This window comes from Actinoplanes campanulatus, from assembly GCF_014647795.1.
Classification (GTDB): Bacteria; Actinomycetota; Actinomycetes; order Mycobacteriales; family Micromonosporaceae; genus Actinoplanes; species Actinoplanes campanulatus.
Genome location: NZ_BMPW01000008.1, coordinates 1 through 24,205, shown reverse-complemented (window position 1 = coordinate 24,205; position 24,205 = coordinate 1). Strand labels below are relative to the sequence as shown.

The 24,205-nt window shown below is 70.2% G+C and carries 24 protein-coding genes and 1 pseudogene; 14 read left to right on the top strand and 11 right to left on the bottom strand.

Annotated elements, in window-relative coordinates; genetic code table 11:
• Positions 1-37 precede the first annotated feature (37 nt).
• Complete coding sequence (locus IEZ13_RS16530; protein WP_183218579.1) at positions 38-1,024, bottom strand: hypothetical protein; 987 nt, start codon at positions 1,022-1,024, stop codon at positions 38-40.
• Positions 1,025-1,278: 254 nt separating this feature from the next.
• Here IEZ13_RS16530 and IEZ13_RS16525 point away from each other — a divergent pair, with 254 nt between their 5' ends.
• A complete protein-coding gene (locus IEZ13_RS16525) occupies positions 1,279-2,217 on the top strand; it encodes a nucleotide-binding protein (RefSeq protein WP_183218578.1) in 939 nt (312 codons plus the stop codon).
• Positions 2,218-2,377: 160 nt separating this feature from the next.
• Entirely contained in the window at positions 2,378-3,064 is a 687-nt protein-coding gene (locus tag IEZ13_RS16520; RefSeq protein WP_183218577.1) for a hypothetical protein, read from the top strand.
• A gap of 59 nt (positions 3,065-3,123) precedes the next feature.
• Here IEZ13_RS16520 and IEZ13_RS16515 read toward each other — a convergent pair whose 3' ends face one another.
• Both IEZ13_RS16515 and IEZ13_RS16510 read right to left on the bottom strand, forming a co-directional pair.
• A complete protein-coding gene (locus IEZ13_RS16515; RefSeq protein ID WP_183218576.1) occupies positions 3,124-4,008 on the bottom strand; it encodes an NAD(+)/NADH kinase in 885 nt (294 codons plus the stop codon).
• Between the two features lie 25 nt (positions 4,009-4,033).
• On the bottom strand, positions 4,034-5,092 hold the full coding sequence (locus IEZ13_RS16510; RefSeq protein WP_183218575.1) for an SPFH domain-containing protein: 1,059 nt from the start codon (positions 5,090-5,092) through the stop codon (positions 4,034-4,036).
• 66 nt (positions 5,093-5,158) lie between these two features.
• Here IEZ13_RS16510 and IEZ13_RS16505 point away from each other — a divergent pair, with 66 nt between their 5' ends.
• Positions 5,159-5,842 carry an NUDIX hydrolase gene (locus IEZ13_RS16505; RefSeq protein WP_183218574.1) on the top strand — a complete coding sequence of 228 codons (684 nt, stop codon included), beginning with the start codon at positions 5,159-5,161 and terminating at the stop codon, positions 5,840-5,842.
• Here the strand turns inward: IEZ13_RS16505 and IEZ13_RS16500 are convergent.
• Positions 5,754-6,740 (bottom strand): LysR family transcriptional regulator, encoded by a 987-nt coding sequence (locus IEZ13_RS16500; RefSeq protein WP_183218573.1) that lies wholly within the window; start codon positions 6,738-6,740, stop codon positions 5,754-5,756. The genes IEZ13_RS16505 and IEZ13_RS16500 overlap by 89 nt on opposite strands.
• 72 nt (positions 6,741-6,812) lie before the next feature.
• Here IEZ13_RS16500 and IEZ13_RS16495 point away from each other — a divergent pair, with 72 nt between their 5' ends.
• A complete protein-coding gene (locus tag IEZ13_RS16495; protein WP_229794739.1) occupies positions 6,813-7,784 on the top strand; it encodes a DMT family transporter in 972 nt (323 codons plus the stop codon).
• Here IEZ13_RS16495 and IEZ13_RS16490 read toward each other — a convergent pair.
• From IEZ13_RS16490 to IEZ13_RS16470, 5 genes and pseudogenes are all read right to left on the bottom strand, one after another.
• Positions 7,703-8,533 (bottom strand): annotated as a pseudogene (locus tag IEZ13_RS16490) (NAD(P)-dependent oxidoreductase); the annotation flags it as partial. The gene IEZ13_RS16495 and the pseudogene IEZ13_RS16490 sit on opposite strands and share 82 nt — an antisense overlap.
• A 104-nt stretch (positions 8,534-8,637) precedes the next feature.
• Positions 8,638-9,987 (bottom strand): CotH kinase family protein, encoded by a 1,350-nt coding sequence (locus IEZ13_RS16485; RefSeq protein WP_183218571.1) that lies wholly within the window; start codon positions 9,985-9,987, stop codon positions 8,638-8,640.
• 36 nt (positions 9,988-10,023) lie between these two features.
• Positions 10,024-11,430, bottom strand: a complete 1,407-nt coding sequence (gene mptB / locus IEZ13_RS16480; RefSeq protein ID WP_229794738.1) for a polyprenol phosphomannose-dependent alpha 1,6 mannosyltransferase MptB — start codon at positions 11,428-11,430, stop codon at positions 10,024-10,026.
• A gap of 150 nt (positions 11,431-11,580) precedes the next feature.
• Positions 11,581-12,174 (bottom strand): dihydrofolate reductase family protein, encoded by a 594-nt coding sequence (locus IEZ13_RS16475; RefSeq protein WP_183218569.1) that lies wholly within the window; start codon positions 12,172-12,174, stop codon positions 11,581-11,583.
• 43 nt (positions 12,175-12,217) lie between these two features.
• The gene (locus tag IEZ13_RS16470) at positions 12,218-13,120 is read right to left on the bottom strand and encodes a LysR substrate-binding domain-containing protein (RefSeq protein WP_183218568.1); all 903 of its coding nucleotides are present in this window, start codon (positions 13,118-13,120) and stop codon (positions 12,218-12,220) included.
• Positions 13,121-13,191: 71 nt separating this feature from the next.
• Here IEZ13_RS16470 and IEZ13_RS16465 point away from each other — a divergent pair, with 71 nt between their 5' ends.
• The gene (locus IEZ13_RS16465) at positions 13,192-13,812 is read left to right on the top strand and encodes a LysE family translocator (protein WP_183218567.1); all 621 of its coding nucleotides are present in this window, start codon (positions 13,192-13,194) and stop codon (positions 13,810-13,812) included.
• A 28-nt stretch (positions 13,813-13,840) separates the two neighbouring features.
• On the opposite strand, the gene IEZ13_RS16460 is transcribed toward IEZ13_RS16465, so the two are convergent.
• Positions 13,841-14,269 carry a hypothetical protein gene (locus tag IEZ13_RS16460; RefSeq protein ID WP_183218566.1) on the bottom strand — a complete coding sequence of 143 codons (429 nt, stop codon included), beginning with the start codon at positions 14,267-14,269 and terminating at the stop codon, positions 13,841-13,843.
• 376 nt (positions 14,270-14,645) lie between these two features.
• On the opposite strand from IEZ13_RS16460, the gene IEZ13_RS16455 reads away from it, so the two are divergent.
• The 5 genes from IEZ13_RS16455 to IEZ13_RS16440 all read left to right on the top strand — a co-directional run bounded on the left by IEZ13_RS16455 (position 14,646) and on the right by IEZ13_RS16440 (position 18,685).
• Positions 14,646-15,542, top strand: a complete 897-nt coding sequence (locus IEZ13_RS16455; protein ID WP_183218565.1) for a sulfotransferase domain-containing protein — start codon at positions 14,646-14,648, stop codon at positions 15,540-15,542.
• A 40-nt stretch (positions 15,543-15,582) separates the two neighbouring features.
• Positions 15,583-16,437 (top strand): transglutaminase-like domain-containing protein, encoded by an 855-nt coding sequence (locus tag IEZ13_RS16450; RefSeq protein ID WP_183218564.1) that lies wholly within the window; start codon positions 15,583-15,585, stop codon positions 16,435-16,437.
• A 273-nt stretch (positions 16,438-16,710) separates the two neighbouring features.
• Entirely contained in the window at positions 16,711-16,929 is a 219-nt protein-coding gene (locus IEZ13_RS47900; protein ID WP_372441846.1) for an HAD hydrolase family protein, read from the top strand.
• Complete coding sequence (locus IEZ13_RS47895; protein ID WP_373293026.1) at positions 16,911-17,285, top strand: HAD family hydrolase; 375 nt, start codon at positions 16,911-16,913, stop codon at positions 17,283-17,285. The genes IEZ13_RS47900 and IEZ13_RS47895 overlap by 19 nt, the downstream gene beginning before the upstream one ends.
• Before the next feature lie 263 nt (positions 17,286-17,548).
• Complete coding sequence (locus IEZ13_RS16440; RefSeq protein WP_183218562.1) at positions 17,549-18,685, top strand: hypothetical protein; 1,137 nt, start codon at positions 17,549-17,551, stop codon at positions 18,683-18,685.
• Positions 18,686-18,801: 116 nt separating this feature from the next.
• On the opposite strand, the gene IEZ13_RS16435 is transcribed toward IEZ13_RS16440, so the two are convergent.
• The gene (locus IEZ13_RS16435) at positions 18,802-19,710 is read right to left on the bottom strand and encodes a hypothetical protein (RefSeq protein ID WP_183218561.1); all 909 of its coding nucleotides are present in this window, start codon (positions 19,708-19,710) and stop codon (positions 18,802-18,804) included.
• 220 nt (positions 19,711-19,930) lie between these two features.
• On the opposite strand from IEZ13_RS16435, the gene istA reads away from it, so the two are divergent.
• The 4 genes from istA to IEZ13_RS16415 all read left to right on the top strand — a co-directional run.
• Positions 19,931-21,406: an IS21 family transposase gene (gene istA / locus IEZ13_RS16430; RefSeq protein ID WP_183218875.1), complete on the top strand. Its 1,476-nt coding sequence runs from the start codon at positions 19,931-19,933 to the stop codon at positions 21,404-21,406.
• The gene (gene istB / locus IEZ13_RS16425; protein ID WP_203833712.1) at positions 21,403-22,233 is read left to right on the top strand and encodes an IS21-like element helper ATPase IstB; all 831 of its coding nucleotides are present in this window, start codon (positions 21,403-21,405) and stop codon (positions 22,231-22,233) included. The genes istA and istB overlap by 4 nt, the downstream gene beginning before the upstream one ends.
• Positions 22,234-22,473: 240 nt before the next feature.
• Complete coding sequence (locus IEZ13_RS16420; protein ID WP_183218560.1) at positions 22,474-22,878, top strand: NUDIX domain-containing protein; 405 nt, start codon at positions 22,474-22,476, stop codon at positions 22,876-22,878.
• A gap of 184 nt (positions 22,879-23,062) precedes the next feature.
• A partial coding sequence (locus IEZ13_RS16415) for a pentapeptide repeat-containing protein (RefSeq protein WP_189285744.1) occupies positions 23,063-24,205 on the top strand: 1,143 nt, incomplete at its 3' end.

Genomic DNA, 24,205 nt, shown 5'->3' with positions numbered 1-24,205 from the left:
TCCGAAATGAGTACGGAAGAGAGGAGAAAACGGATCACTAATGGTGGCGGCGCCGCATGGCGAACAGGGTGACGGCCGCCCCGGCGAAGGCGATCCCGGCGATCATCGCGCCGACCGGGAACGGCCGGTCCAGCGGGGAGGTGGCGTCCACGACGGGGGACGGCGACGGCGATGGCGACGGCGGGACCGGCAGCCCTGACGGGTAACGCGTCAGCGGCACCCCGCCCTTGCCCTCGGAGACCGTCAACAGGGCGGTCCCGTCCGTGGAGTACGCGATCGACTCACCCTGCGGCTCGTCCGGCAACGCCACCGGCGTGGCCGTGCCCTCGGTGATCGCCCGCACCACGTCACCGTCCGGCACGTCGAACTCGAACGCGTCCGCGTACGTCCGCAACGCCACCCGCCGGCCGTCCGGGCTGACCGCGCCGCCGGTCACCACGGCCCGGCCCCGGATGCCGTACGGGTTGCTGGTCCCGGTGCCGATCGGGATCCCCCAGCCGCCGGCCCGGCGCAGCGTCGTGGTCCCGTCGGCGCGCAACTCACCGTCCGGCACGTACACCCCGGCGGTCAGCGGATCCTTCGTCACGATCACCGGTACGCCGTCCGCGCCCACCAGTAGCGCCTCCGCGTCGTGCGGCCCGTCCGGGTAGGACAGCCGGAACAGTTCCGGCTTCTTCGACCCCGGGTCCAGCCGCCACAGCGCGATGGACTCCCGCTTCTTGTCGTTGTCGCCGGTGTCGCCCACCCACAGCGTCCCGTCGGCGGCGCGGGTCAGATCCTCGGTGTCCTGCGGGTCCGACGGGTACTTCACCGTCCGGGTCACCGCACAATCCTCGTCCAGGAAGAAGATCCGGCGCCGGTCGTCGTCGTCGGAGCTGTCGTTGATCACCACGTAACCGCTGCCGTCGCTGACCAGGCCGGAGATCTCCACGAGCCGGTCGTCCTCGATCCGGCACACGGTCTCGGCCGGTCCGGCCGTGGCGACGGGCGCTCCGGTCAGCGCGGCCATCAGTAGAACACCCATCACGGCCCATACCCTGCCATGACGCCGCCACCGGCCGGCGCGGGCCGTCAGCAAGCCCACAGTTGGCCACGGCCCTGGTGGTCAACCTCGGCGCCCGTCCGGAGACAGATCAAACCCTTTCCCGGTACGCCGACCGCGGCGCCCCGGTGACGCGGGCCCGTCCCGGCGCGGAGCGGTTCACGTAGGTGTACCGGACCGGAATCGCGGAGTGGCGGTGCTTGCCACCACGCCGTGCCATCCTTACCTTCATGCAAATGAAAATCGCTTTCACTGGCAAGGGCGGCAGTGGGAAGAGCACCCTGGCGGCGCTGTTCGTGCAGCACCTGCGGGCGGCCGGGCACCGCGTGCTCGCCGTCGACGCGGACGTCAACGTGCACCTCGCGCCCCTTCTCGGTGTGACCGCACGTGCCGAGGACGCGCTGTCGCACCCGGACAACGTGCGGTCGGTGCGCACCCATCTGCTCGGCGGCAACACCCGGATCGCCGGGGTGGAACACTTCGTGGCGACGACACCCCCGGGCCCCGGGTCACGGCTGGTCACCCTCGACCCGGCGGACCCGGTCCTGGCCCGGCACGCGACACCGCTCGACCATCGGGCACACGTCCTGCACGTCGGGACCTACGAGCCCGCGGACATCGGATCCGGCTGCTACCACGGACATCTCGCCATCCTGGAGAACCTGCTCTCCCACCTGGATCCGGCCGACGACGGCTGGGTGGTCTGCGACATGGTCGCCGGGACGGACGCGTTCGCGAACTCGCTGCACGCCCAGTTCGACATGATCGTCGTGGTTGCCGAGCCGACGCCGGAGTCGGTGTCGGTGGCCCGCCGCTACCGGGAGCTGGCCGCGGCGGCCGGGGTGGCCGATGCCGTGGTGGTCGCCGGGAACAAGGTGGCCGACGAGCTGGACCGGGAGTACCTGGAACGGGAACTGGGCGTCGCCCCGATCGCGGTCCTCGGCATGCAGGCCGGTCTGCGCCGGGCCCGCCAGGCCGGCAACCCGCCACTGCCGCAGGACCTGGACGACGCCGCCCCGCTGGCGCGGATCGCGCGGCACGCCGAGTCCCGGCCGATCTCCGCCGGCCGGCGCGCGGACCTCATGCGCACACTCCACCTGCGCGTCGCCGGCAAGGGCTGGGTCCGCGCCGCGCACGGCGACGTCACCGGCCAGCTAGGCCCGGTCACGGTGTGAGAAACGCCGGAGTGCCCCGCCGGCAAACGGGGCATTCCGGCGCGGTCTCAGCGACTCCTGCTGGAAACGGTTGTCATTATAGACACGATCCGCTCGCAGGCGGTCCCGTCCCGGCGACTACTATGTTGCGCGATCTTCGAGGCGGCTGAGACGAGGCGACATGCGGTGGTTCCGATTCGGGTCGGGTGGACGGCAGGCGCAGACGGACCCCGGCCGCCAGCAGGAGCTGCTCCGCGAGCTGCGGACCCGGTTCGGCGGGCAGGCGCCGGCCCGGTTCGCCGATCAGGCCACCGAGGCGGCCGCGCTGCTCGACGGTGACGACGGGCTCGTCACCGCGACCCTCGTGCTGCGCGAGTCCGCGGACACCGCGTTCGCGGCGATGGCCGCCCAGGGCTTCCCGGTCGAGCGCCGCGACTACCGCTGGACCTGGCAGAGCGCCGGCACGCGGCTCCGGTCACCCTTGACCACGGTGCCGGCCGGTGCCTTCCATCCGTACGTCCAGACGACCGCGGCCGTGACCGTCGCCGGAAACCAGGCCAAGCAATTGGTCCGGATCGTCGACGCGAACCCGGTCCTGACCCACATCCTGGAGCTGCTCGACCTGGTCACGGCCGGATGGGAGTACGGCGGCGTGCTCCCCGACGCGGACTCCGCCACCCTCGCGGCCCGCCTCATCGCGGCCGCCCGCGACATCCGCGACGCCATGCCCGACACGCCGCCGCTGCCGTCGCCGATCCGCGAGCAGATGCGCCGCAACAACACCGTCGACGTCCGCGATCCGGCCACCAGCCGGGTCGTCGGCGGCTTCAACCCGGGCAAGGAGATGCGCGAAGCCCTCCTCGCCTAGCCCGTCCCGCTGATCACGCGGGACCACGCCGCACACCCGCGCGACCGACCGGGCAGACCCTAGACCAGCCGGAGCCGGCGGGCCGCCACGCCGATCCGGACGCGCTGGCCCCAGGACAGCTCCAGCGCGTCCGACTCCAGCCCGTCCGCGAAGACGACCAGGCGCTCCGACTCGCTGGTCAGCTCCAGCTCGGCGGTCGCGGAGAGCCGGCCGGCGGTCTGCCGCACCCCGGTGGCGGGGGAGGGCCACGCCTCCCGGACGAACCAGCACAGCTCGGCGTCACCGGGCCCCGGCAGCGGCGGCGCGGCGGCCCGCTCCCGGGCGATCGACGCGCACCAGCCGGTCGCCCCGGTGCCGGTGCCGGCGATCAGCCCGGACGACGACTGCCGCTCCCGCTCACCGTTCGGGGTGGTCAGCACGTACCGGGCCGACTGGTGGCCGGCGTGGCCGACGTACACCTCGTTCAGGCCGTACAGCTCCTGGCCGTCGTCGAGCCGGGCCACCACCATGGTCCGCTCCTCGGCGTGCCGGCCGGAGTCGCGCAGCCGGGCCGCCACCCCGGCCGCCCGGTGCCGCGACAGCACCCCCGGATTGCGGCCCGGCTCCGGGTCCACCCCGATCACCGGCTGCCCGTCCAGATACTTCGCCACGTTCGCGACCAGCCCGTCCTGGCCGACCGCGACCACCACGTCCTCCGGCGCGAACAGGAACCGCGGCAGATCGGCCCGCTCCACGTGACCGCGCCGCCAGTCGGCCGGCACCGCCGCGCCCACCTCGGCCAGCGCGGCCCGCAGCGCCTCGTGCCGGGCGGTGACCTCGTCCAGGTCACGGCCGCGCTGGCGCAGGAAGTACGCGGCCGCGCCCAGCGTGCCGTGCCGGGCCAGCAGCTCGTCGAGCTCACTGCGCCGCGACACGACCACCACCCGCGGAGCCAGGCTGCTCATCGTCCCGCCTTCGGTGGTAGCTCGCTCATCGGCCCAACCGCCCGACCAGCTTGGTGAGCACGTCCGGGGTGATCGTCAGCTCGTTCACGGCGGGCAGGTTGCCGGCCAACTCCTTGAGGGCCAGCGCCTGCAGGACGGCGGGCGGCAGATCCTGGTACGCGGCCAGGCGCGCCGCCTCCGCCTCCGCCTCGGCCAGCCCGACGATCCGCGCCCCGGCCGCCCGGGCCTCGTCGCGCACCCGGGTGGCCTCGGCCTCGGTGACGGCGCCGCGCCGGGTCCGCTCCCCGGCCGCGATGCTGGCGATCTCCTTGCGGTCGGCGTCCGCCTGCGCGGCGACGAGCTGCGTCTCGGCGTCCAGCTCGGCCTCCCGGCGGGTGTTGGCGCCGTGCTGTTCGACCAGCTCCTGCTGCCGGCGGGCCAGCTCGATCTTGCTCTGCAACTCGTTCTCGGCGATCTGCCTCTCCTGCTGCACGGCGTGCGCGCGGCGGGCGTACGTCGCCTTGTCCGCCTCCTGCTGCACCTGCTCACGGGTCGGCGTCTGCAGGGCCCGCTCGATGTCCGGCTCCGGCCGGATCGCCACGACCCGGGCGCTGACCACCGAGACACCCGTCTCGGTGAGCCGGGGATCGCCGGCCAGCGCGTCCGCGACCGACTGGCGGACCGGGGCGATGCCGCTGGTCAGCGCCTCACCCAGGGGCACCCGGGCCAGCACGTCGAGGGCCGGCTGCTGGGCCAGCTCGGCCAGCAGCGTCGCCACCTGGTCGAGGGGCTGACCACGCCACTTCCCGGTGAAGGGGTCGATCGAGAAGTCGAGGCGCCCCGCGGCCGCGGCCGGGTCACTGAACCGGTAGGTGACCGTCGCCTGCACGGTCACGTCGGCGAAGTCCCCGGTCCGGGCGTGGAACAGCAGCGGCAGCTCCCGGTCGTCCACCGGGACCTCGGACAGCACCGCGGTCAACGGCCGGTACCAGAACGACAGCCCCGTCCCGGCCCGCTTGAGACGCCCCTTGACGGTGTGGCTGACCCAGATGGTCGGGGCCCCGCGCAGGTGCCGCAGGTGCAGTCGTCGCGTCACGTCAGCCATCTCAGCCGTCCTTCACTCGCTTTTTCGTCGTGCTGACGATAATCCCGGGGCGCTATTATCGTCAACATGACGCTAAGCGTGGTGTCGGTCACCGTGGACCTCGTGCTGCTGACCATCCGGCAGGCCGCACTCCAGGTGCTGCTGATCCGCCGGGGCATCCCGCCCTACCCGGACCGGTGGGCGCTACCCGGCGGGTTCGTGCTGCCCGACGAGGACCTCGGCGAGGCCGCCGCCCGCGAGCTGCGCGAGGAGACCGGCCTCGACCCGCAGCACGGCCACTTCGAACAGTTGGCGACCTACGGCACACCCGGCCGCGACCCGCGCGGCCGCGTGGTGACCGTCGCCTACCTGGCCCTGCTGCCTGACCTGCCGGCCCCGGTGCCCGGAAGCGACGCCGCCGGCGCCCAGTGGCGCCCCGCCGCCGACATCACCCCGGGCGAACTGGCCTTCGACCACGACCGCATCCTCGCCGACGGCCTGGAGCGGGCCCGCGCCAAACTCGAGTACACCCCGCTGGCCACGGCCTTCTGCCCACCCGAGTTCACCGTCGCCGACCTGCGCGCCGTCTACGAGACCGTCTGGCGGACCCGCCTCGACCCGCGCAACTTCCACCGCAAGGTGACCGGGGCCGAGGGCTTCATCGAACCCACCGGCGGCACGGTCATCCGCGACCGCGGCCGCCCCGCCCAGCTTTTCCGCCGGGGCCCGGCCACCCTGCTGCACCCACCCCTGCTGCGCCAGCGCGTTTGACGCCGGTCGCCTGGCCCGCGATCTCCCGCAGGACGTTCAGAACCGTGCGCACCGACGCCCGGTGCAGCGTTTCCGGCCTGGTCAGCACGTCGATGTGCCGGCCGGCCGGCAGGTCCGCGAGCGGCCGCAGCGCCAGCCGCGGATCCGGCACCGTGGTACGCCCCGGCAACAGCGCCAGCGCCGCGCCCGACGCGACCACCGACGCGGCCACGGTGAACTCGTTGATCCGGTGCGCCACGTCCAGCGGCCGCCCGGCCGCCGCCGCGATCGCGGTCAGCACGCCTTCGAGCGGGAACCCCTCGTGCACGCTGATCCACGGGAACGCGCTCACGGCGGCCGCGGTGAGCCGCTCCCGCCCGGCGAGCGGGTGGTCCACCGACATGGCGACGTACAGCGGCTCGTGGATCAGCGGCACGACGGTCAGCCGGCCGACCGGCCAGGGCGGGCTGTGCGCGAGGCGGTGCGCCAGCACCAGGTCGTAGTCGCCGACCAGCCGCGGGAAGCCGGCGTGTGCCACATCCTCGTCACAGCAGCGCACCGGTGGCCCGCCGGTCGCGGCGAGCCGGGCGATGAGCGGGGCGAACCAGGTGAGCCCGGCGCTGTGGAAGGCGGCCACGCTCACCGGAGCGGCCGGATCGTCCAGGTGGTCGCCGACCGCCCGGGACGCCCGGTCGAGCGCGGTCATCACCTCGACGGCGGCCGCCGCCAGGGCACGCCCGGCCTCGGTGAGCACCAGCCGGCGGCCGCTGCGCTCGGTCAGCGGCACCCGCGCCGACCGTTGCAGGGTGTTCAACTGCTGGGACACCGCGGACGGCGTGATGTGCAGCGCGCGGGCGACGGCGGCCACGCTGCCCCGCTCTCCCAGCTCGCGCAACAGTCTCAGGTGATGCGGATCCATCAGGCCTACTACATCGTCGATTCACCAGTTGCCGTCTTGTCTACCGGATCGAACGCCCACACGCTTCCCGATGTGACCGGAGACCTTCTTCTGCTGGCCGTGGCCGTGATCTGGGGCAGCAGCTATCTGGCGGCCAAGACCCTGACCGTGGCCGGGGGCGTGCTCGTGGTGCTGGCGCTGCGCTACCTCGTGTCGGCGGCCGCCCTGCTGCCGCTGGCGGTCACGCGCCGGCCGGGACGGCGAGAGCTGGGCGCCGGTGTCCTGCTCGGGTGCACGCAGGCGTCGGTGCTGGTGCTGGAGACGTACGGGGTGTCGCAGACCAGCGCCACCAACGCCGGTGTGCTGATCAGCCTGACCATCCTGCTCACCGCGCTGATGCAGGGCGGCCTGCCGGGCCGGTTCCTGCTGGCCGCCGCGACGGCGACGGCCGGGGTGGCGCTGCTGGTGGTGGGCCCCGGACTGAGGGCGCCGTCGGCTGGTGACGCGCTGATCCTGGCCGCCGCCGTGATCCGGGCCGCGCACGTGACGCTCTCCGGGCGGCTGGCCAGGCCGGGCTACGACACGCTCACGCTGACCACGGTGCAGACGGTCGTCGGGGCGGTGGTCTTCGGCGTGGCCGCCGGGCCGGCGCTTCTGCCCACCGCCGCCGGATTCGGGACAGCGCAGTGGCTGGGTGTGCTCCACCTGGCGCTGGGGTGCAGCGTGTTCGCGTTCCTGGTGCAGCTGTGGGCGATCCGGCGAACCTCCGCGGCCCGGGCCAGCCTGCTGCTGGGCACCGAGCCGGTGTGGGCGGTGCTGATCGGCGTGGGCATCGGCGGCGAGCACCTGACCGGCACCGCGGTGGCCGGGATCGGGCTGGTGCTGGCCGGTGTCTACTGGGGTCAGCGGGTGGAACGGTCCTCCAGGGCGCGGACCACGGCCGCCATGTCCGCGGCCCCGAGCCCGGAGGACTCGGCCTCCGCGTACAGCCGCGCGCAGACCTCCAGCAACGGCGACGCGAACCCGGCCCGGCGGGCGGCCTCGACCACGAGCCGGTTGTTGTAGTGCACGTCGCGAATGGACGCCTGCACCTCGAAATCGCCGTCGGCGAGCTTGCGGCCCTTCACCCGGGACACCGTGCTGGCCATCGGCCCGGCGTCCAGCACGGCGAGCAGCGCCCGCGGGTCCAGACCGTGCCGCCCGGCGAAGTGGAACGCCTCGGCCAGCCCGGTGACCATGCTGATCAGGAAGGTGTTGACGGCCAGCTTCATCAGCAGCGCGCCGGGCACGTCGCCGCAGCGCACGATCTCCCGGCACAGCGGCCGCAGCAGGGCCTCCACCTCCGGATCGCCTCCGGCGATCATCACCACCAGATCGCCCGACTCCGCGGGTCCGCGCGAGCCCGAGACCGGGGCCTCGACGTACGTTCCCCCGGCGGCCCGCACGTCCGCGGCCAGCCCGGCCGCCCAGTCGGGCGCCACGGTGCCCATGTTGACCAGTGTGCGGCCCTCGACCAGCCCGGCGAACGCGCCCGAGCCCCGGCGCAGCACGGTGTCGGTGACGACGTCGTCGGCCAGCATCAGGATCACCGTGTCCGCCGCGGCGAAGACCTCCCCGGGGCCGTCCGCGACGAGGGCCCCGGCGGCCCGCAGTGGGGCGGCCCGTTCCGGCGTCCGGTTCCAGACGATCAGCCCGGTGCCGGCCCGTGCCAGATTGAGCGCCATCGGCTGCCCCATCACGCCGAGCCCGACGAATCCCACCCTCATGCACCCGACGTTACGGGCCGGGCGCCCGCCGGAATGCGGCCAATCCAGCGGCCGTGGCCCGCCGCCCGGCGCCCGATCTCATCCCACCCCGCCAGACTTCCGCTGCCTGGGCCCGATCTCATCCCACTCCGCCGAACCTCCCGCTGCCCGGGTCAGGCCGTGAAGTAGGCCTTGATCGTGTCGGACTCGCTCGTGACGGTGTCGGCGGGGACGAGGTCGCTCGCGTGGGCGGTCAGCACCGCGGCCCGCTTCTGGAGGATCTCGGTGGCCTTGCCGCTGGTGTAGAGGCTGGCCTTGAGGTCGGTGAGCGCTTTGTCGTACGCCGCTTTGAAGGTGGTGTCGGCGTTGAACCGCTGAACCAGGATGTTGCTGCGGCCGCCGGGCCGTCCACCCCCGCCGCCGTTGCGCTGGCCTCCGCCGGCCGGGGCGTTGCCGTCGGTCGGGGGCTGCATCTGGCCACCGCCCGGGTTTCCGCCACGGCCGCCGCCGCCCATTCCGCCGAACGCCAGATTGTGGTCCCAGGCGACCACGGTGAACTGGTCCTCGGCGGTCGTGTAGCGCAGGTACGAGTTGTTGCCAGGCCCGTCGATGTCGTCCGAGTTCTTGACCAGCTCCTGGAACGCCAGGTAGGTCGCGAACGCCGACACGTCCAGGTGCGAGCCCAGATCGGACGTGAAGGCCGCGTCCTCGGCCTGGTTGATGAACTTGAGAAAGGCGATCAGCGGGACCAGGTTCGGATTGCCGGAGTCGGTCTCCTGGTCGAAGACGTCCTGGTAGCTCTCGGCCCCCTCACCCCGGTACGAGTAGTCGCCGCCGCTCTCCGCCTTGTAGAGGATCCCGGCCGCGCCGAAGTTGTCGGAATCCCACTTGTCGCCCAGGTTCTCGACGATCAGGCGCAGCACCTGGTCGCCGCCGTTGACCTTGAGCCGGGTGGACGCCGACCTCTGGGTGGCCAGCCCGGCCAGGCCCAGCAGTTCCAGGGCGACCGCCTCGTTCAGCGCCGACTTCGTAGTGTTCGAGCGGACCACGAACTCGGTGTACCCGCCGTACGCCTGCCCGGCGGTGAACTTGTCGAGCCGCACGAGCCACGGCAGGTCCTGCGGGTTCTCGGCGGAGACGCTGCCGCCCGGCCCGCCACCGCGCTGTTGCTGGGTGCCGGTGGTCGCGGTGCTGCCCGACTTGGTGAGGCCCTTCAGTGACGAGTTGCCCTTGAGCCGCAGGCCGGCCTTCTCGAAGGTGGTGCCGTCGATCGTGACGTCGGCCTCGATCCAGTTCTTGTCGCCGTCTTTCAGGAAGGCGTCGATCACCGTGTCGTAGTCGGACTGCTCGAACATGACGTCGATGTCGTGCACCAGCGTGGCGTCGAAGAGCCCGCTGCCAGCCGTCGACGCCGCCTTCCCGCTGCTGCCGCTCTGGATACCGCAGCCGGCGAGGACGGCCACTCCGAAGGCGCCGGCGAGCGCGGCGCCGAACGAGCGGCGGGAGAGCTTGTGGTCGAGCATGCGGGCCATCCTTGAACGCGATACGGCGGGGACGGCTCAAGGAAACGTCGCGGGCTCAGGAGTGGGTTGTGCGGAGCCTGTGCGCCGCCTGACAGCCACGATCAGCAGGACGACGAGCAGCACGGTGGCGATCGGGGCGCCGGGGAACTTGACGAACCGGGCCAGCCCGCCGCCGTCCGGCAGCACCGAGAACGCGCACACCACGGTGGCCGCCATGATCGCCGTGGTGCGGCGGGTGGTGGCGGCGAGCAGGGTGAGCGGCCAGAGCAGGTACCACGGGTGCAGGACCGGGGCCAGCAGGACGGTCGCGGCCAGCGCCAGGGCGGCGCCGTGCAGGGCGGCCCGGGTGCGGTCGGGGGCGCGGTGGGCCCGCCACCAGAGGTACGCCAGGGTGGCGGCGAGCAGGACGACGGCCAGGGCGCGGACCACGGGCACCGCGTCGAAACCGGGGTGCACGGTCTTGCCCAGGTAGGTCAGGGTCATCCCGACCGCGGTCGGCGGTGACGTGAACTGGATCATCGAGGTGCCCACGCCGGTGGCCGGAATCCACCCCCAGCCCAGGCCGCTCGCCACGGCGAGGGACATCAGGGCGGCGGCCGCTCCACCGCCGATCGTCACGGCGGCCCGGCGCAGTGGGCCGGCGGCCAGGATCGCGAACGGGACGATCACCAGGGCGGTGAGCTTCACGGAGATCGCCAGGCCGAGCAGCGCGCCGGCGGGGAGCAGCCAGGATGTGCGTGCTCCCGACCGTACGATCAGAAGAAGGGCGGCCACCGCCAGGCCGAGCATGACCGCGTCGTTGTGTGGCGCGGCGAGCAGATGGGCGCCGACCAGCGGCCCGGCGAGCGCCAGCCAGAGGGCCCGCTGCGGCGGGATGCCGCAGCGGCGCGCCAGCGGCGGCAGGGCGACGGCGACCGCCACGATTCCGGCCAGCGAGGCCAGCCGCAGGATGAGGACGGCGCCGGCCAGGCCTCCGCCCACCGCGACCGCCGCGGCGGCGATCAGGATGAAGAGCGGGCCGTACGGGGTGACCGTGTCCCGCCAGTTCATCGAGACAGTGTCGATCCAGGTGCACGGGAGCGCGTTCACGCCATGCCGGTAGGGGTCGATCCCGTGCCGGAACATCTCGCCCTGGCAGACGTAGGAGTACACGTCCCGGCTGCCCATCGGCGGCGCCAGCAGGAACGGCAGCGTCCACAGCGCCGCCGTGACGAGAACCCAGCGCACCGACGGCGCCCGGTCGCGGCCGGACCACCAGGCGTACGCCTGCAGACCCGTCCCCACCAGCCAGCACGCCAGGATCAGCAGTCCGTGCGGGCCGCGCGCCACACTCGCCGGTGTGGCGTCCAGGTCGGCCGTGGGCAGCGCGCCCCCGAGCCGTCCGCCGATCACCAGCAGCACCGTTCCGGCCAGGCCGAGATAGCGGATTCCCGTCAACGACACGTCCACATCGTCGGGCCGCCCGGTGAACACCGTGCGGCCGGCGTCGAACCGGCGGTGCTCCGCCGGCCGACGTCATGATGACCGGTTCGCGCCAGCGAGCTGCCGTGGTCGACGTCCGTGTTTCGCTTCCGGACCCCGACCACAAGATCGCTAGCGCACCCGGTAGGTGATGTGGGTGGCCAGCGACGCGGCCCGGGAGCCGATCTGTTCCAGCTTCAGTGGCGGGATCCCGTCGAACAGTCGCTCGCCGGCCCCGAGCATGACCGGTACGACGTTCAGGGTCAGCTGGTCGATCAGCCCGGCGGCGAGGTACTGGTTGACCGTCGAGGCTCCGCCGGCGATCATGATCCGCCCGTCGCCGGTCGCCTCGCGCGCCCGGTCGAAGGCGTCGTGGATTCCGCCGGTGACGAAGTGGAAGGTCGTGCCGCCGGCCATCGGCTGGTCCTCGCGAGGGTGATGGGTGAGCACGAAAACCGGTTTGTGGTAGGGCGGGTCGTCGCCCCACCAGCCCGTCCACGACAGATCCCACTCACCGCGGATGGGGCCGAACATGTTGCGGCCCATGATGTACGCGCCGGCGTCCGTGTGCGCGTCGATCTCCGGCCGGTTCTCCTCCGGCGTCTCGAACAGCCACCGGTGCAGCTCGATGGCCGGGGCCTCGCCGAGCGGCCGGTCGGCGGCCTGGTTCCTCCCGGCGACGAACCCGTCGACCGAGACCGAGATGGATGCGGTCACGAATGCCATGGTGAGCCCTCTCAACCTGATCGCGTCTTGCCGACATTCTGGCTCAGGTGGCCGTTTTGAGCGCCCCCACCAGATAGCGGGACAGGTGCCGGACCGCCGGGGAGCGGTCGGCGGTCCGGGTGGTGGCGTAGATCTGGCGGACCAGCCCGGTGGGCCGGGCGATCGGCAGGTGCACGAGCCCGCGCTGCCCGGTGGCGGCGAGCCGCGGCACGAGGGCGACCCCGAATCCGGCGGCCACCATGGCGAGCGCCATCGGATAGCTGTGCACCCGCGTCTCGATCCGTGGTTCGAAACCGGCGGCCCGGCAGGCCATCTCGGTGGCGGCCTGGAAGCCGGTGCTGGTCAGCGCCGCGACCCAGGCCGCGCCGGCGAAGTCGGCCAGGTCGATCGGGCCGCTTGCGGCCGGTGCGTCTTTGCGGGGTACGGCGAGCAGCATCGGTTCGCGGTAGAGCGGCCGCTGGTCGAGGCCGCGCAGGTCGGGCCGGGACAGTGGCGCGTATTCGTGGGTGACCGCCAGGTCGACCGTTCCGGCGCGCAGTTCGGGCAGTGCCTCGGCCGATTCGAGTTCGGTGAAGCGTAGTTCGACATCGGGGTGGCGGCGCCGGAAGGTGGTCAGCGCCGGGACCACGAACCCGATGGCGGCGGTGGCGAAGGCGGCGACCCGCAGGCTGCCACCGCGTAGTCCGGCCACGTCGCGGACGGCGCGTTCGGCCTCGTCGATGCCGGCGAGCAGGGGGCCGGCGTGGTCGGCGAGAACCCGGCCGGCCTCGGTGAGCCGGACGCTGCGTGCCGAGCGTTCCAGCAGCACCGCGCCCAGGTCGCGTTCCAGGGCGGCGAGTTGCTGGGAGGCGGCGGCCGCGGTGCATCCGGCCAGTTCCGCGGCGGCGGCTATGGTGCCGGTGGACGCCACGTCACGTAACAGGCGCAGTCGGCGGGGGTCGAGCATCGGCCAACCTTATGCTCAGCCTCCGTCACCGGCTATGGATCTTGTGCTGGGCCGTCGGCAGGCTTGGCCGTATGCCGTTGGATCCGCATCTTCTCGCCGCGTTCACCGTCGCCACGATCGTCGCCATGCTGGCGCCGGGGCCGGACATGCTGTTCGTGCTGAGCTGTGGGATGCGGGGAGGGCCGCGGGCCGGGTTGCTGGCCACGGCGGGGCTGGCCACCAGTGAGGCGGTGCACGTGCTGGTGGCCGCCGCCGGGTTGAGCGCGCTGTTCACCGCGGTCCCGGAGGCGTTCACCGTGCTGCGGGTGGCCGGGGCGGTCTATCTCGGCTGGCTCGGTGTCCGGATGATCCGGCAGCGTGGGGAGGCGCTGTCGGAGAAGCCGGGCGCCACCGGCCGGCGGGCGTATCTGAGCGGGTTCCTGACCAATCTGTCCAACCCGAAGATGATCGCGTTCTCGGTGGCGTTCCTGCCCCAGTTCGTGGATCCGGCGCGGGGGCCGGTGTGGGCGCAGTTCGCCGTACTCGGGGCGATTCTGATCTTTCTGGAATTTCTGATCGACGGGGCCGTGGGGGTCGGCGCCGGCCGGATCGGCTCGTGGTTGCGGCGGCGGCGCGCGCTGAGCCGCCGGATCGACGCCACCACCGGTGGCATCCTGATCGCCCTGGGTGTGCGTCTGGCCGTGGAGCGGTAGCCGGCGTCAGGGACGCCGGCCACCCCGGTCAGCTGTACCGGATGACGTAGGCGACCTGGGCCTCGTTCGCGTCGCCGGCGCCCTCGACGTCACAGCGCAGTTCGTCGGGGACGTCGCAGATGTAGTCGCTGCTCTGCGTCCACGGATTGCTCAAATAGAATTCCACCTTGCCGAATCGTGTCTTGTAGGTGGCGGTGGCCGCGGTGCCGCCGGTGTCCCTCGTCGACTCCGCCGAGAATGTCACCGTCTTGTTCCGGTTGACGCCCTTCGGGGGTTTCACCAGCCATTCCCCCTCGGACACATCGAATTCGATCAGACTCAGCCTTTCGTCGCTGTAATTCCGCACGGTCGCACTCACGCTCCGATCACCGGGATCTGCCTGGGCGGGAACGGGAACGGCCGCGCCGGCGGACGCCGCTACCAGCACCGATGCGATCGCCAGATACTTGCGTGCCACGAAGGTTCTCCTCTTTCACGGGGTTCGATCCGCTTTCGCCTGCGGTCGATTCCAGTATCAGGTTCGGCGCGTTGTGGACCTGCCGGAACGGCACAGGCCAAAGGTATGACCTTTCACCCGGCAAGATCATCAAGTGTTGTGCCGGATGTGCACCGTTTCGTACGCCTTCGTCGTTGGACTCGGCATGAGCACCCGAGCCACCCGGCGCACATCGCGACCGGGGCGCCCGCAACCACGCACCACACCGGACACTCGATGGAATTCACATAGAACTCTCAGGTGAACCTTAGGCGAGACGCCCTCGTAACAAAGTCGAGACTCTTGTAAAGTGCACAACCGCACCGCTCCGGCCGGGATGAAGATTCGGACTCAGACGATGCTCAATCGCACGGTCATGTTCGCCAAGCAGCACGCACCCGAATCCGTGCGTGTCCTCGCACGAAGGGCGCAGCTCGAAGCCCACAACGCACGGCTTCGCCTCACCGTGCCGGTCGTCGAGCGCAGTGAATACGTGAACCTCTATCACTGCGCGGTCCGCAAGACCGCCAGCCAGTGGATCAAATCGCTGCTCAGCGACCCGATCGCGTACCGCTACTCTGGGCTGCTGACCTATGATCCGCGCTTCTACAACTGGAGCCATCCGCGGGTCTGCCCGCCGAACCGGATCGCGCTGTCGCTGTTCTTCTCCCGTAAACGATTCGACACCATGCCGAAGCCCGACGCCCACCGCGCGTTCTTCGTCTACCGCGATCCGCGGGACCTGGTCGTGTCGAGCTACTTCTCCACCAAGGACTCGCACGGCCCGATGGGCGACGTGCTCGAGGTCCGCCGGAACCTGCGGGAGAAATCGAAGAAGGACGGCCTGCTCTACCTGGTCGACCACCTCGCCCGCAAGGGCACGTTCAACGCCGTCCGCTCCTGGGTGAAGGCGCCGTCCTCCGCCGAGGTCGCGCTCTTCCGCTACGAGGACCTGGTCGGCCCGGACCAGGCCTCCCAGGTCGACCGCCTCTTCCGGCACTGCGGGATCATCGTCCCGCCCACCGAGATGACGGCGCTGCTCGACAGGTACAGCTTCGGCCGGATGAACGACAAGAAGGGCGCCGGCACGGTCTCGCACTACCGCAAGGGCGAGGCCGGCGACTGGCGCAACCACTTCGACGACGACATCACCGAGGCCTTCAACCGGGCCACCGGCAACCTGCTCACGCTGCTCGGCTACGACGAGCCGGCGCCCGCCCCCGAGACGGAGCTGCGCCGCCCGGCCACCACGTAGGATCCGGAGATTGTCACACCCCGCGCATACGATGCCGGACATGACGGGGACCATCGATTACACCTCACCGGGCCCGCTCACCGACCTCGCGACGATCGACCGCGGCGCCCTCGCGGACCTGCCGGAGGATCCCGCGGCCATCCTGCGGCTCGCGCAGCACCTGGTCATCCAGCCCGGCGACGCCGGGCAGCTCAGCCCGCCACCCGGCCGCTTCGGGGAGAACCAGTTCCGGCCCGCGGCCCGCCTGATCCGCGCGTTGCTGGCGCTCGATCCGTCGCCGCTGACCGTGGCCCGCCCACCCGAGCGCCGCGTCATCGGCACCTGCCGCCATTTCGCCGTGCTGACCTGCGCGCTGTTGCGCCACCGGGGGATCGCGGCCCGGGTCCGCTGCGGGTTCGGGGCCTATTTCCAGCCTGGTCTGGCGCTGGACCACTGGGTGGTGGAGTTCCGCCTGGCGGCCGGGGCGCCGTGGGTCCGCGCCGATCCGGAGACCATCTCGGTGACCACGCTGCCGCCGTCGCCGTTCGGGCCGGGCGGCCGGCCGGATCCGGCGGCGCTGCGGCCCGGCGAGTTCCTGACCGGGGGCGAGGCGTGGGCGCTGTTCCGGGCCGGGCGGGCCGACGGGGCGGTCTTCGGCGTGCCCGGCACGGAGAATTTCGGTCCCGCCGAGATCCGGGGCAACGCGATCCGGGATCTGGCCGCCCTCAACCGGGTGGAGATCCTCCCCTGGGACGAGTGGGGCCGCATGGAGGCGTCGTACCAGAACCGCACCGGCCCCGGCTACGACGCCCTGATCGACACCATCGCCACCACCTGCGCCACGGACGACCCAGCCGCCGTCGCGGCCCTCTACAAATCCGAGGACCTGGAGGTGCCACCGACCCTGCTGCTCTGAGCCGCCCGCCCCGGCCCGGGCCGGCGGCCCTTGCCCGCCGACCCCTCTTTGCCCTTGGCCGCCGACCCCTCTTTGCCCTTGGCCGCCGACCCTCCTTCGCCCGGGCCGCCCGCCCTCCTTTGCCCGGGTCGTGGGCCTTGGCTGCCCGGGCCTCCCGCCCACCCAGCACCGGATCGGGGTGGTTGCCGCCCTACGTGCCACCCGACCCCCGTCGCCCTCGGGCGTGAGGTCGGGTGGCGGCGCCGGGCCGGTGGCTGCAAGCATGTCGCTTCTATGGGCTACAACGTGCGCGAAAGTGGGCCGGGAATCCCTGGGAGCGCCTGCCGGGTCGTGGTCACCGATCTCGACGGAACGGTCGTTCCGCACGGGGACACGATCAGTTCCGCCACGCTGGCCGCCGCGGCCGCACTGCGAGACCGGGACGTTCCACTCGTGGCCGTGACCGCGCGGACCACCCGGGCTACGCCGCCGCCATCCGGCACCCCACACTGAGCTCGGACGACCTGATCGCCCAGCTCACCGCCGCCGGTTTCGCCGGCTGGCTCAACCTGACCTACTCGGCCGAGCGCCTGGTCGACGTCAACCCGCTCGGCGTCGACAAGGCGACCGGGATCCGGCGCGGGCTCGCCGTGCTCGGCCGTACCCCGCAGGAGGCCGTCGCCTTCGGCGACATGCCCAACGACCTCCCGATGTTCGCCTGCTGCGGCCGTTCGGTCGCGATGGGCAACGGCCACCCATCGGTACGCGCCGCCGCCACCTTCACCACCAGGACAGCCGCGGACGACGGCTTCGCCCACGGCCTGGCACTCCTCGGCCTGATCCCGGAACCGAGGCGCCGCCCCGCCTGAGCCCGCCGTTAACCTCCGGCTCCCAGCACAAGTGCCGCGTCGCATGGAGGCCTTCGACGATGAGGTCATAGCCGGTAATCACCGGGGCGCGGCCGGCTGTCGATTGCCACTGCACGTGAAATCACCACCTGCCGATCTGCGGTGATCATGCCATGTAAGCGGTTGTCTCCACGACGACACCTCGCTGGCCCATAGGGGATAATTTGACCCTGCCACCCGGCAAGGCGGGTCAGCCGATGGTCCAGTGTTCTAGCCTTCGGTCGATGACTGACATACATGCTGGCGACGTTCCTGACGGGGCTTGGACCAGATTGACCGCAATCGCCGACCTCGACCGGCGAGTAGTCCCCTGCTGGCTCTTTGGGCTCGGATTCAACCGCTCGGCGCCTGAAGACGTACTTCTCGGCCTCTTGGATCTTGGTGAGACCGGCCTTCTCCACCGCGATGACCTTCCTGCCGGGGTCATGGATGCTGCCGTCGTCCATGACTCCGCGCAGGTTCGCGCCACCGCTGCAGAATCCGGCCGCCTTTCAGCTACGCAGTGGGACAGACTCGTCACCGCCACGCCAGAGCCGAGACGGCGAGAAATGTTCGCGGCGCTAGCGGCAGAGCAACTGGCCGCTCAGCGACGCTCCCGTGGGGGCCGTGGCGTCGGCAGTGCTCCGCACCCTGACGCCACACCACCCCGGACGCCGCAGGAAATCGCGGCGATGGCGGCCGAAGTCCCCGACATCGACCCGGCCGACGTCACGACTGCGCTCTGGTGGATCGGCGCCCTCCACGAGAACGCCGAGGCCATGCGCCAGCTCGCCGTCTCACCGAAACTACTGGTCCGACGGAGCGTCGCACGCGCACCGCGTCTGCCCACCGACGTAGCGGCGACGCTCTCCCGTGACCAGGACCGCATCGTGCGGCTCTTTCTCGCCGAGTCATGCGACGACGCTCCGCCGGAGATGCTCCTGGAGGTGGCTTCGTGGTGGGAAGGAAGCCTGTCCTTTCCCGGCCGACCGCAGACCCATCCCAACTTCCCCCGGGACGGGCTGCTGCGCTATGCGGCCGATCCCAACCCTCGGATGCGGATCCTCGCCCTCACCGACCCGGCCTCCACGAGCGCACTAGCCGAACAGTTCAGCTACGACCCCGACCCGATCGTGCGCAGAGCCGCCGGCGAGGACCACCGCCTCTCGCCGGAATCGCTGCGGAGGCTTGCTGCCGACACGGATCAACGCGTCCGCCTGCGAGCCTGGCTCAACCCCTCGATATCGGCGGACACCTTGGTGACACTCCTGCTCGGCACGCGCAGTGCCAAACATGCCGCCCGCAATCCCGGCATCCCCATCCCAGTCATGCGCCGCATGGTCACCATCGCAAGGCTCCCCTCCACAGCACAAACCTTGTGAGTACCCGAGGACGGCGCGGCCCGCACTTTGCGCGGGTCGCGGCAAGGTAGCGTCGTGGATGGTAGCCGCGCTCGGCGTGGGCTGCGGCGTGGACCGGTTGCAAGGATTGACTGCGGCTAGAGTTGCGGCGGAGCGTTGCGTGCGGAGATGGCGACGCACGCAACCGGCAGCGGCCCGTCGCTGGACGGCGACGGTCGCATCGTGAGGATCTGGATGCCGGCGTCGGCAATCTCGATCCCGGCCTCTTGCTCGATAAGGCGGTGACCGGCCTGGGTAAGAAGCGGGCGCACATCCTCGATCGTCTGCGGATAGGCCGGCATAAGGTTGATCGCATCCAGGAGCACGGCGTCCGCCCTGGTCACGAAGATGCGGTCGGCCAGCAGGCTCGGGCCGTACCGGACCACCAGGTGGTCTTCGAAGAAGTTGTCCTCCACCGGTTCCCGGGAACCTGCCGCGTGCTGCCAGCAGACGCCACCGTTCAGTTGGCGCCTGACCTCGTCGCGGTGCTGTCCCAGCATGATCGGGCCGATACCCGTTCCTGGGGTGACGAGGTACGACGAGTTCGCCGGCGTCGCGTCCACACCGGCCGGGAAGAAGACGATCTCGCCGCGCATTTCGTGTCCCGGCCCGAACGCTGTGACAGCCTCGATATGGGCACCCGGTTCCGAGGACGGCGTGTACAACGCGATCGCGCCGTCGGCGAGGAGCCAGCCGGAGTCGTCGGCGGTGACCTCGATGCCTGCGACCCGTAGATCGTTCAGCACGGTGGTAACCGCGCCATTGAGGTGTACGCCGCGGTAGTACACACCGTCCGGGTCCGGGATCTCGATCAGGTGAAGGCCCTGATCGTCGGAACAGGTGAGCATGATCGTGCCGGTCTCGTACTGGTCCGCCAGATCCGACGTCGGGCTGCGGCGGAACGCCCGATGCTGTCCGAGAAGTGCTTGCAACTCGGCGCGTGGGGTTCCGAACCGCAGCGGGCCGACTCCGGAACCGGGATCGACTTCCCATGATCGCTCGGACACGTCTGAATCGTACGCAGCGCTCGATTGCTAGCGGAAACGCGAAAATCCTTGTCAGCGGACAGTTGAGTCCCGGCTCGCGGACACCGGAATTCCTGGTGAGCGGTCAGGTGATCTCGGTCCGGGCTTCATGAAATCGGATCTCTCCGGCCGATCGGTGCGGGTGCTGACCCATGCACTCGATCGGACCGGAGAGACCGTGACCAAGTCTGACAGGGAGATAATGGAAATTCTGGAAGCTTTCGACCTGACCGGATGCGTGCACTCGGCCGGGCAACTCGCCGGTTGCGACCCGAAAACCGTCAAACGCTACGTAAACCTGCGTGATGGCGGCGGGAACCCGTTCACCCGGGCCGCACGGCCAAAGCTGATCGACGCGTTCCTGCCGAAGGTCGAAGAGCTCGTCGAGAAGTCCCGAGCGAAGATCCGGGCAGACAAGGTGCATGAACGCCTGGTCGCGATGGGGTTCACCGGCACCGAACGCACCACCCGCCGGGCGGTGCAAGCGGCCAAGCAGGCGTGGCGGGCTGGCAACCGAAGGGTTTATCGCCCGTGGGTCGCCGAGCCCGGGCTGTGGCTGCAGTTCGACTGGGGCGAAGGCCCCCGCATCGGCGGCCGCCGCACGAGTCTGTTCTGCGCCTGGCTGGCCTGGTCACGGTTCCGGATCGTGATCCCGACCTGGGACCAAACATTGGGAACGCTGGTCGCCTGCCTCGACGCGACGCTGCGCCGGATCGGCGGCGCCCCCACCTATCTGCTCGGCGACAACGCGAAGACCGTCACGATCGAGCACGTCGCCGGCGTGCCGGTGCGGCATCCGCAGATCGTCGCCGCCGGCCGGCACTACGGCTGCACCGTCGCCACGTGTGAACCGTTCGACCCCGAGTCCAAAGGCGGTGTCGAAGCAACCGTGAAGATCGCGAAAGCCGATCTGGTCCCGACCAACGCGAACCTGCGCCCGGAGTATGCGTCATTCGCTGAGCTCGTCACGGCCTGCGAAGCCTGGTGCGATCAGGTCAACACACGAGCCCATCGAGAGACCTCGGTCGCCCCGACCGAACGCCTCGCCGCCGAACGCGGGCGCCTGCATCCGCTGCCCGCCGACCCACACACAACAGCATTGGGTGAGGAACGCCTGGTCAACGACGATCAAACAGTCCGGTTCGGATCCGTGCGGTATTCGACACCACCAGGCCACATCGGCTCACGCGTCTGGGTCCGGGTGGTCGGCGACGACCTGTCGATCACCGCCATGACCAGCACCGGCGTCACCGAGATCGCCCGGCACCAGCTGTCGACGCCCGGCAACCCGTCCATCCGCGACGAGCACTACCCCCAGCATCCGAACATCGGCGGTGGCCCGAAAGCACCCCGGCCCCGGCCACGCACCAAAGCCGAAGCCGACTTCCTCGCCCTCGGCGGCGGCGCCCACGACTGGCTGGTCGAAGCAGCCGCCACCGGCACCGTCCGAGTCCGAGCGAAAATGGCCCGCGCGGTCGAACTGGCCACCATCCTGGACACCGACCGCGTCGATCACGCCCTCGGCCTGGCCGCGGCCGCCGGCCGGTTCGGCGAACACGACCTCGCCGCCATCCTCGACCACCTTTCGCAAGCAGGCGACCCCGCCGACCTCGTCCGCGCCGACGAAAACTACTCGGCCCAACCCGGCACCGCCGCCTGGAAGCAGCTGGGCGCATGATCACCACGACCGCGACCGTCAAAACACCCCGGTCACGCAACCGGCGTCCCGACCAGAGCCTGACGGCCCCGGCCTTGCCGGCCGAACTCGACACGCTGCTACGCCGCATGCGCATGCCCTACCTGCGGGCGGCCGCCCCGGACGTCCTGGTCACCGCGAAAGCACAACGCTGGGACCCCGCCGAAGTCCTGCGGGTGCTGCTGGCCGAGGAAGTCCTCGGCCGTGACAACGCCGGACGCCGCATCCGCCGCAAAGCCGCGAACCTACCCACCGGCAAGAGCTTCGCGACCTGGAACAACCAGCAGTCCTGCATCCCCGAGGCCACCCAACAAGGCCTGGCCACCCTGGAATGGATCAGCCGAGCCGAGAACCTGACCATCGCCGGACCGTCGGGCACCGGCAAGTCCCACTTCGTCGAAGCCCTCGCCCACACCGCCATCGACCAGGACCTGCGAGTCGCCTGGTTCACCCTCGAAACGCTGACCGCGACCGTCGGCAAGGCCAAGGCCGACGGATCAGTGGCCCGCACCGTCGCCCGGATCTGCCGCGCGGACCTGATCGTCGTCGACGACATCGGCATGCTCCCCGCCGGAGCCGACGCCGCCGAAGCGTTCTACCGCGTCGTCGACGCCGCCTACGAACGCCGCTCGATCGCCGTCACCAGCAACATCCACCCATCCGGCTTCGACACCATCATGCCGAAAACGATCGCCACCGCGACCGTCGACCGGCTCCTGCACCACGCCCACGTCATCACCACCAAGGGCGACAGCCACCGCCTGCAACAAGCCCTCGCCGGCCACGGCACCCAGCCCTTGACCACCTAAACCCACCGCAGAGCACCTGGCCACCAGCACGGAATTCTGGTGTCCGCCAGCCCAGAGATCACAAGACCGTCAGCAAAGAGCTCTTCCTGACCGTTGACACTCGATCCCGCTGATTGGCAGTTCAGCACGACGGACAGCCGAGATTTCGATCACCAAGCGCCACGGCCCGTTGAGTGCTCGCGCACGCCCTGCGGCTAGTTGCGGACGTTCTTGTCGGAGGGCCGTGCCAAAATCCCGCCCATGCCTGAGATCGTCACCGCAGCGCTGGTTCGCGAAGGTCAAGTCCTGCTTGTCCACCGAAGTCCGAACAAACCTGCTTACCCGAACGTGTGGGGTCTGGCCGGTGGGCACATCGATGCCGGCGAGACGGAGCTGGCAGCGCTCGCGAGGGAGGTTCACGAGGAACTGGGCGTGCAGATAGCAACAGGCTCGGCGATCCACCTGTGCCGGCTGGATATAGGCCGTGCAGAGGAATCCGTGCGCTTGAGCGCCTGGATCGTCAGCGAGTGGGAGGGGACGCCGACAAACGCCGCTCCCGATGAACATGACGAGATCCGCTGGTTCCAGCCGGAGAAGTTACCTCCGCTCGCCCACGAACCCGTACGTACCGCCTTGATGGAAGCCATGCGGGGAACTCGCGCCTGACCGTCAACGCGTCGTCTCATCGGCTTCCCCGCGCCAGCCGCGTCGACTTGGCCGTGACGCTGCGTGGCGTGCTACTCGCGGCAGGAGAGTAAGCCGGCGCTCACGCACCATTGCCTTACTCTAATCGGTTTGTCACCCTCATAAGGTATGGACCCGGCATGATCAGACAAAGGCTTGGTACCCGGTGAGTGACCGACACGTCGAAAGCAAGTTCGAGGGGCCGAAGTTCCGCATCATATCGTGGCCGGCAGTAGCTGTCGCTTTAGTCATAATCGCTGGCGGTACCGCCGCATTGATGGTGTGGCTTCTCGGCATAGCGGGTGCCGACCCGGGCCGGCGGCTCGATGCGGTGAAGACCGCCTTCACCGTCGGACTCGCCGCTGGCGGGACGCTCGCTCTCCTACTGGCAGCACGCAGGCAATGGCTTCAGGAACGCGAACGCATACATGCCGAACTTGTTGCCGCCGACACGGCCGATCGCGCCGAGAGGGTAGCCGCCGCGACCGAGCGCGATGCCACTGAACGGCGGATGACCGAACTTTATGTCAAGGCATCTGATCAGCTTGGCTCCGAGAAAGCGGCAGTAAGACTGGCCGGTCTTTTTGCTCTGGAGCGTCTGGGTCAGAACAATCCAGGCCAGCGTAAGGTTGTAGTCAAGGTCATTACTTCATATCTACGCATGCCTCTCCCTCGGGCTAGGGTGGGTGAGAAATCCGATGACGGACCTGCTCCAGAGACCGCTGACAGCGTCGAGATGATCCAAGAGGTAGAGGTCAGAAAAGCGGCACAGCAGATCATCGCGGACCATCTAGGCAGCGACAGGGTCGAAGATGCACGGTGGCAGGAGATCGACTTCATCGACCTTTCAGGAGCGCATCTCTTCGACTTCTCACTCTCCGATTGCCATGTCGGGAGCCTCCAAGTGAATGGGGCGGTTTTCGAGGGTGAGACTCTTTTCCGCAACTTTCATTGTACCCGGATGTTTGCCGCCAGCACCGTCTTCAAGGGATTCGCCGACTTTAGAGGAGCGGTCTTTGAAGGCCATGCTTGGATTTCCTGGGCGAAATTCGAGGGTGGAGCAATGTTCAACTCTGATGATTTCTTCGCGGGTTCCCAATTCAAGAACTTCGTATCTTTTCAACATACCCGCTTCGCAGAGCAAACGAATTTTTCGGGCGCCATATTTTCGGCAGGTGTCAACTTCTCGGGAGCGGAGTTCGACGGTGACCGTCGGACAATAGGGTTAGGCGATGCAGTCGTCGAAGACCCAGACGCCAGATCGCCCGAAGTTGGCAGTGCGCCGAGCATTTGGCCAGAAGGCTGGACT

Bases quoted from the DNA above. Each gene is read 5' to 3' on its own strand.
- IEZ13_RS16530 (WP_183218579.1), bottom strand. From the start codon at position 1,024: ATGGGTGTTCTACTGATGGCCGCGCTGACCGGAGCGCCCGTCGCCACG.
- IEZ13_RS16525 (WP_183218578.1), top strand. From the start codon at position 1,279: ATGAAAATCGCTTTCACTGGCAAGGGCGGCAGTGGGAAGAGCACCCTG.
- IEZ13_RS16520 (WP_183218577.1), top strand. From the start codon at position 2,378: ATGCGGTGGTTCCGATTCGGGTCGGGTGGACGGCAGGCGCAGACGGAC.
- IEZ13_RS16515 (WP_183218576.1), bottom strand. From the start codon at position 4,008: ATGAGCAGCCTGGCTCCGCGGGTGGTGGTCGTGTCGCGGCGCAGTGAG.
- IEZ13_RS16510 (WP_183218575.1), bottom strand. From the start codon at position 5,092: ATGGCTGACGTGACGCGACGACTGCACCTGCGGCACCTGCGCGGGGCC.
- IEZ13_RS16505 (WP_183218574.1), top strand. From the start codon at position 5,159: ATGACGCTAAGCGTGGTGTCGGTCACCGTGGACCTCGTGCTGCTGACC.
- IEZ13_RS16500 (WP_183218573.1), bottom strand. From the start codon at position 6,740: ATGGATCCGCATCACCTGAGACTGTTGCGCGAGCTGGGAGAGCGGGGC.
- IEZ13_RS16485 (WP_183218571.1), bottom strand. From the start codon at position 9,987: ATGCTCGACCACAAGCTCTCCCGCCGCTCGTTCGGCGCCGCGCTCGCC.
- IEZ13_RS16475 (WP_183218569.1), bottom strand. From the start codon at position 12,174: ATGGCATTCGTGACCGCATCCATCTCGGTCTCGGTCGACGGGTTCGTC.
- IEZ13_RS16470 (WP_183218568.1), bottom strand. From the start codon at position 13,120: ATGCTCGACCCCCGCCGACTGCGCCTGTTACGTGACGTGGCGTCCACC.
- IEZ13_RS16465 (WP_183218567.1), top strand. From the start codon at position 13,192: ATGCCGTTGGATCCGCATCTTCTCGCCGCGTTCACCGTCGCCACGATC.
- IEZ13_RS16455 (WP_183218565.1), top strand. From the start codon at position 14,646: ATGCTCAATCGCACGGTCATGTTCGCCAAGCAGCACGCACCCGAATCC.
- IEZ13_RS16450 (WP_183218564.1), top strand. From the start codon at position 15,583: ATGACGGGGACCATCGATTACACCTCACCGGGCCCGCTCACCGACCTC.
- IEZ13_RS47900 (WP_372441846.1), top strand. From the start codon at position 16,711: ATGGGCTACAACGTGCGCGAAAGTGGGCCGGGAATCCCTGGGAGCGCC.
- IEZ13_RS16440 (WP_183218562.1), top strand. From the start codon at position 17,549: ATGACTGACATACATGCTGGCGACGTTCCTGACGGGGCTTGGACCAGA.
- istA (WP_183218875.1), top strand. From the start codon at position 19,931: ATGGAAATTCTGGAAGCTTTCGACCTGACCGGATGCGTGCACTCGGCC.
- istB (WP_203833712.1), top strand. From the start codon at position 21,403: ATGATCACCACGACCGCGACCGTCAAAACACCCCGGTCACGCAACCGG.
- IEZ13_RS16420 (WP_183218560.1), top strand. From the start codon at position 22,474: ATGCCTGAGATCGTCACCGCAGCGCTGGTTCGCGAAGGTCAAGTCCTG.